The sequence below is a fragment of the Pontibacterium sp. genome, assembly GCF_041587635.1.
Classification (GTDB): Bacteria; Pseudomonadota; Gammaproteobacteria; order Pseudomonadales; family Balneatricaceae; genus Pontibacterium.
In genome coordinates this window covers 1-6,038 of record NZ_JBFGYC010000225.1, presented here as the reverse complement: position 1 = coordinate 6,038, position 6,038 = coordinate 1, and the positions used below count along the sequence as shown (strand labels likewise).

At 50.9% G+C, this 6,038-nt stretch carries 7 protein-coding genes and 1 pseudogene; 4 read left to right on the top strand and 4 right to left on the bottom strand.

Annotation, left to right across the window (positions count from 1 at the left end; translation table 11 throughout):
• Positions 1 to 168: 168 nt before the first annotated feature.
• The 3 genes from ABYW01_RS11910 to ABYW01_RS11900 all read left to right on the top strand — a co-directional run bounded on the left by ABYW01_RS11910 (position 169) and on the right by ABYW01_RS11900 (position 2,423).
• Positions 169 to 549: a 5-carboxymethyl-2-hydroxymuconate Delta-isomerase gene (locus ABYW01_RS11910; protein WP_372832927.1), complete on the top strand. Its 381-nt coding sequence runs from the start codon at positions 169 to 171 to the stop codon at positions 547 to 549.
• Positions 550 to 914: 365 nt separating this feature from the next.
• A complete protein-coding gene (locus ABYW01_RS11905) occupies positions 915 to 1,637 on the top strand; it encodes a YebC/PmpR family DNA-binding transcriptional regulator (protein WP_193952637.1) in 723 nt (240 codons plus the stop codon).
• 315 nt (positions 1,638 to 1,952) lie between these two features.
• Positions 1,953 to 2,423 carry an OsmC family protein gene (locus ABYW01_RS11900; RefSeq protein WP_372832926.1) on the top strand — a complete coding sequence of 157 codons (471 nt, stop codon included), beginning with the start codon at positions 1,953 to 1,955 and terminating at the stop codon, positions 2,421 to 2,423.
• A 36-nt stretch (positions 2,424 to 2,459) separates the two neighbouring features.
• Here the strand turns inward: ABYW01_RS11900 and ABYW01_RS11895 are convergent, their stop codons facing one another.
• The 3 genes from ABYW01_RS11895 to ABYW01_RS11885 form a co-directional block, all read right to left on the bottom strand.
• The gene (locus ABYW01_RS11895; protein ID WP_372832924.1) at positions 2,460 to 2,909 is read right to left on the bottom strand and encodes a tetratricopeptide repeat protein; all 450 of its coding nucleotides are present in this window, start codon (positions 2,907 to 2,909) and stop codon (positions 2,460 to 2,462) included.
• A gap of 245 nt (positions 2,910 to 3,154) precedes the next feature.
• A complete protein-coding gene (locus ABYW01_RS11890; RefSeq protein ID WP_372832922.1) occupies positions 3,155 to 3,775 on the bottom strand; it encodes a LysE family translocator in 621 nt (206 codons plus the stop codon).
• 149 nt (positions 3,776 to 3,924) lie between these two features.
• Complete coding sequence (locus ABYW01_RS11885; RefSeq protein WP_372832921.1) at positions 3,925 to 4,848, bottom strand: LysR family transcriptional regulator; 924 nt, start codon at positions 4,846 to 4,848, stop codon at positions 3,925 to 3,927.
• A 161-nt stretch (positions 4,849 to 5,009) separates the two neighbouring features.
• Here ABYW01_RS11885 and ABYW01_RS11880 point away from each other — a divergent pair, with 161 nt between their 5' ends.
• Complete coding sequence (locus tag ABYW01_RS11880; RefSeq protein ID WP_372832920.1) at positions 5,010 to 5,573, top strand: LysE family translocator; 564 nt, start codon at positions 5,010 to 5,012, stop codon at positions 5,571 to 5,573.
• A 102-nt stretch (positions 5,574 to 5,675) separates the two neighbouring features.
• Here ABYW01_RS11880 and ABYW01_RS11875 read toward each other — a convergent pair.
• Positions 5,676 to 6,038: pseudogene (locus ABYW01_RS11875) on the bottom strand (diguanylate phosphodiesterase); the annotation flags it as partial.

Here is a 6,038-nt window from a genome sequence, read left to right as displayed (position 1 = left end):
GTGGGAACGAGGGCGGTTTGACAGCGTTGTAGTCCCCTGTCGTTAAGGCGTTTTAGAACGAGTCGCGAGTGGTCTGCATTCCTGCGCGGGAGCGTGGGAAGAAGGGTAAATGAGCCGAGATCGGGGATCGTTACTATAGGTGTAATGTTTGGAGGAGGGAGAGGTCTAATGCCCCATTTTATCGTTGAGTATTCTGCCAATCTGCATGAACAGCTGGAGTTTCAGGCGCTGTTTAAAGAGCTGCATGAATATGTGGTATCTACTGGAGCTTTTCCGCTGGGTGGCGTGCGCAGTCGGGCGATCCGCTGTGAAGATTATCGGGTGGCAGATGGTCGGGAGGAGTTCGCTTTTCTTAATCTCAATCTGAAGATCGGCCACGGGCGGGATATGGCGTTGAAAAAAGAGGTGGCAGAGAAAGTATTCGCCATCCTGTGTGACTGGATGAAACCGGTTACGGATAACGGCTACTGCCAGATCTCCTTTGAGATGACCGAGCTTGATCCGGTGCTGAAGTTCAACAAAAACAACATTCATCCGTTGTTTAAATAACGTTTCAGGTGTGAGCCTCTGCGTTTAAGGCGGAGGTGTAAGTGTTCTCTGGTATCTGGTGAAAAGGGTAGTTTCAGGTTTCGGAGAGGTCATGTCCTGTTGCTACCCGCTTTCTGTCACCCCGGATATCGTCTATCGACATGCGCTGTGAAGGCGTGATTGGCAATTGACCATCTTGGTTTACTAAGGTGGTCTTTTTTTATACAGCTTTTGAGTCTCTTCGCCTCATTCCGGTGTTATCTAGGCACTATCTATCGGTTATCTGTGGATTAGCCCCATCTAAATGGGCTTCACGCCTGAAATTTTTTTCTGTTCCGATTAGAATCTATGGCATTCAACTCAACATCTGGTAAGAGTAATTCCGAATGGGAAGAAGTTTTGAAGTCCGTAAGGCCAGCATGGCTAAAACCCAGGGTGCCCGCGTAAAGATTAACTCCAAGTTTGGTAAAGAGATCTATATGTGCGCCAAAAATGGTGGCATAGATCCGAACGGCAACCTGACATTGCGCCGTTTGATGGAGAAAGCGAAGAAAGAGCAGGTCCCTACCCACGTTATCGATCGTGCGCTTGAAAAAGCACAGGGTGGCGGCGGCGAAGACTACCATCCGGCACGTTATGAAGGTTTTGGTCCGGGCGGTTGCATGGTGATCGTGGATTGCCTGACGGATAACAACAACCGTACCATCGGTGACGTACGTATCTGCTTTAACAAAGCTAAAGCGAAGATGGGTACGCCTGGGTCTGTTTCCCACATGTTCGATCATCAGGCCGTTCTGGTCTTTAAAGGTGATGACGAAGATGCAGTGCTGGAAGCACTGATGATGGAAGATGTCGATGTAACCGATATCGAATGTGAAGATGGCATGATCACCGTTTTCGCTCCACACACTGAGTTTTTCAAGGCAAAAACAGCAGTTATCAATGCATTCGCCGATGTTGAGTTTGAAATCGATGAAATCTCTTTCATCCCTCAGACCTCAACGCCACTAAGCGGTGATGATGTTCCAGTCTTCGAGCGTTTCCTTGAAATGCTGAACGACTGTGAAGATGTGCAGCAGGTTTACCACAACGCTGAGATCGCTGAATAAGCATCACACGCACTTATTCTGAAAACCCACCTCGGTGGCTGTCTTATCTGGACGGCTATCAAGGTGGGTTTTTTATTGCCTGAGATTTGGCGGTTTGACGGTGCATGATGCGATCCATTCGTACTCAATAACCTCTCTTGCTGCTTTTAGGCGCTGGCACAGAGCGTTCCTGATATTGATCTAAAACGACAGGTGATTATGAAAGCGTAAACGCTAAGCCTGAATCCAGTTAAAAGATCTCGGCAGTTAAGGTATTAGGATCGCTTTGGTTTGAAGTGGTGTATGTTCAGGAATTAATAAAAAACAGGATGTGTAATGGCAGACTATAGCGCAACGGTATTATGGCAACGCGCCGACGGCGAGGCGTTTACGGATAATCGATACAGCCGGGGCCATGAATGGCAGTTTGATGGTGGTGTCACCGTGGCGGCTTCATCTTCGCCCCAGGTGGTACCGCTGCCTTTTTCAGTGGAAGCCAATGTGGACCCCGAGGAAGCCTTCGTTGCTGCGTTGTCCAGCTGTCATATGTTGTTCTTTTTATCCTTCGCGGCTCAGCAAGGCTTTGTGGTGGATACGTACAATGATCAGGCGGTAGGCACTATGGCTAAAAACAGTGAAGGCAAAATTGCGATGACTCGGGTGGTTTTGCGTCCGGCCGTTCGATTTGCCCCTGACAGGGTGCCGTCCTATACGCAGTTGGAGGCGCTTCACCACGCCGCTCATGAGGCCTGCTTTATCGCCAACTCTGTTACTACCGAGGTTGTGACTGAAATCATCGAACTCTGATGCCCCGTTGAGCTGACGATCAAGACGCTGTAGGGGTTACGGGCAGCTTTCATGCTGTTGCTGAAGATACTCACAGGCATCTGGAATACCTTCCTGCGCCGCACGCTTAAGGTAATGGAGCGCTAGTGTCTTATCGACAGCAGTCCCCAGCCCTTCATACAGCGAAACCCCATAATGATAACGGGCAAGGCTGGCATAGCCTGCCTCATCCTCTAGTTCAGCACCCCGTTTCATCAGTGCGGTGGATTTCTGGAGGTTGCGGGTGATACCTACTCCAGATTCGTAAATCTGGGCTAGCCAGATCATCGAATACACATCGTTCCAGCGTTCAATGCAGTCTTCAAATATCCGGATGGCGGTCGCGTGATCGCCGGTTTTATCTGCGGCATACCCATACAGGCATTTGATGCGTTTACTGCTGTTGACCTGCTCATTGTAGGAGAGGTCGCTGTATTCCCCTGTGTCTGCCAGAACTGGAAATGACATACACAGCATCAATGTGAGTGTGGTAAACCATACGTAACGGTGAGCCGTCATAGCGAAGCCCTGTTCTCTTAGTGAGATGAAAGGTACAAGTTTATAAGGGAGAGAGCGGGGGAGTGTCAGAAAAGTGTAAGGATTGCAGGCGTACAGGCGTCAATGGCTCTATAGGGCGGATGTGAATAGGCGCCAGAGGGCAATCTGAGATAAGAGATTGAAGCCCTCTGTATGTTTATGAATGTCAGGTAAAACTAGCCCAAACCTACTTTAATGCCCAGCAACACCAATCCCGCACCGATGACACGTTCCAGTCCGCGACGAATTTGATTCAGACGTGCCTGAATTGCCGGACGTGATAACAACAGAATAATCAGGCACAGCCACATCGCTTCTGTCACCAAGGGCGTTGCGCCGTAGAGCATCATCGTTTTCCAACCGTGGGCCGCGTTGATGATCTGACTGAACAGGGCGATAAACATCAGCAGCAGTTTTGGATTTAGCAGGCTGACCATCAGGCCACTAAGAAATGGATTGCGCAGTGATAACGCACCATGTTGACCCTCCTTCTCATCGGTATTACTGCGGGTGAGCAGATAGGTGACACCCATGTACAGGAGGTACGCGCTGCCAAACCAGCGAATGGCATCGTAGAGTGCCGGGGTTTCGCTGATCAGGGCGGTGATGCCCAGCATCGATGCAACAACGTGAACGGAAAGTCCCACGGAGAGTCCGGCAACAGTGATAAAGGCGCCTTTCTGATCCCCTTGCAGCGTTCGGCGCAATACCAGTGCGGTATTCGCACCCGGTACCATTGCTCCCGCAAAACAGATTCCCGCCAATAACAACCACTCGTTCATATTTACCGCATCCAATACTGATCCTATATGCGGGCAGTGTAGGGTGCGCCGGTGATCATCACCAATCACTAAACGGGATGTAGGTTATATCGAAAATGATATGATGTTCTTGATATTTGTTGTTGATTTGTCGCTTGGTACGCCGCTATTTTCCATACGACCGGTTAGGGCAGATGAGGGGCTTCCTCGCGGATGGTGCTGAACAGAGTTTCACGCAGATAGCGGTGTGCGGGGTCAGCTTTCATGCGGTGATGCCAGATCATGTAGTAGGCGCTGTTTCCGACTTCCAGCTCGCGTGGCAGTTCACGGATCTGAAGGTCATAGCGGTAGCCGAGATCGTTCGCGATATGTTGCGGCAGCGTGAGCAGGTAATCTGAGCGCGCGGTGATCGCCAGTGCCGAGTGGATAAAAGGCACGGTCACTTTCAGTTGTCGATGAAGATTGAGCCGGGCGAGGGCGCTATCAACGGCGCGGATTTTGTCACCGCCCCCAGTGACGGCCAGATGCTCGGCGGCCATATAATCATCCAGCGTCAAATCTGCGGCCTGTGCCAGAGGATGCTCAATGCTCATCAGGCAGCAGAAACCGTCCGATCCTACCTGCCGACCGTAGATATCATCGGGTACCTGGTCTAGATAGCAACACGCCAGATCTAAACGTCCCTGCCGTAAACTATCCATCATCGAAGGTTTCCAGAGATGAAAATGGATGCCGATACCCGGTGCGTTTTTTTGCAACTCTGCGAGGAAGCTGGGTGCCAGTTCCTGAGTGACGTAGTCGGTTGAGGCGACGTTAAATTGGCCCTGATAACCGGCCGGTTCAAACTGGTTGGGTGTAAACAGTGCTTCGAGTTGGTTGAGTGTTGGAGGAAGCTGCTGCCAGATCGATTCGCCTCTGGGGGTCAGGTGCATATCGTTGCCGACGCGGACCATCAGTGGATCCGCGAATATTTCGCGTAGTTGTGACAAGTTGCGGCTCATTGCGGGCTGGCTGATATGGGCCAGATCGGCTGCCTGAGTGACGCTGTGGGTGCGCAATAAGTGGTAGAGCGATAGCAGTAGGTTGAGGTTGATCTGTGAGAGTTCCATAGTGGCCAGCGTATCAGGTCAGGTTATAACGATAAAGTATTACCCGCTTGCTCTGGCAATACCAGATAATGGTGCCTATATCGTGAACATCTTAATCAAAAGGGATCAGTGTGACATTAGCGACCTGGCTTTCTATCCTCGCAATATGTGTTCTTGGCGCAATGACTCCCGGCCCGAGCCTGGCCGTTGTGTTACGTCATACGGTAACGAACTCCCGCCAGCACGGCTTCGCCGCCGCGATATTTCATGCGGCGGGTGTTGCCCTGTGGGCATTGCTGACGGTTTGGGGGCTCGCCATTCTGGTGACTGAGTCTCCTCTGCTGTTTAAGGCGATCACCTGGGGCGGCGCAGCGTATCTGGCGTGGCTGGGTTTTAAAGCGTTGACCGCAAAAGGGCAAGGGGCATTACACGTTGGTCAGGTACCTCAAGTCTCCTACTGGCGAGCCGGTGTTGATGGCTTGATGATCTCGTTGCTGAATCCGAAGCTGGCGTTGTTTTTTATCGCACTCTTCTCGCAGTTTGTATCTGCTGATCAGTCGTTAAGCGATCAGATGATTATGATGGCGACGGCAGGTGGAATCGATGGTGTGTGGTATGTACTGGTGGCGTTGGTGTTTTCCCAATCCCGTATTCTTGCGGGTTTGCAGAAGCATACTAAATGGATAGACCGTATTACTGGCGGAATTTTTATGGGGCTGGCAGCACGTGTGGTGACATTGTCTTAATTGCACATCGGATACGGTTACTACAGACACCAAGAACCCGGCTATATGCCGGGTTCTTGGTGTCTGTGCTTGTTCTGTCTTTTTAGCTGCAATACCAGAGTACTAGCCAGCAACGGCGTCGATATGCTCATTTGCCCATATTGCACTGGCTTCATAGGCTTCACGATACAGATAAACATCAATGCCGGGGTCAAGCTCGTCCCATTGTCCGGCCATATACTGTTCTGTGTTGCGCAGTATATTTCCCAATATCCCGCTGCGATCAGACAGTGCGGCTGTTATGTCGTCACTCATTGGTAGACGTTCAAGCAACTCCTCCTTGCTGATACCCAACATAGCGTGAACGGTGGAGAGCATCCCCACCAGAAACGCTGAGCTTGAGTTAACCCCCGCTGTATGCTCAGCAATGAGTTCGCACATGTAACTGGTGGTGAGTGTTTGCAGCGTCAACTCTGACGGTTTATC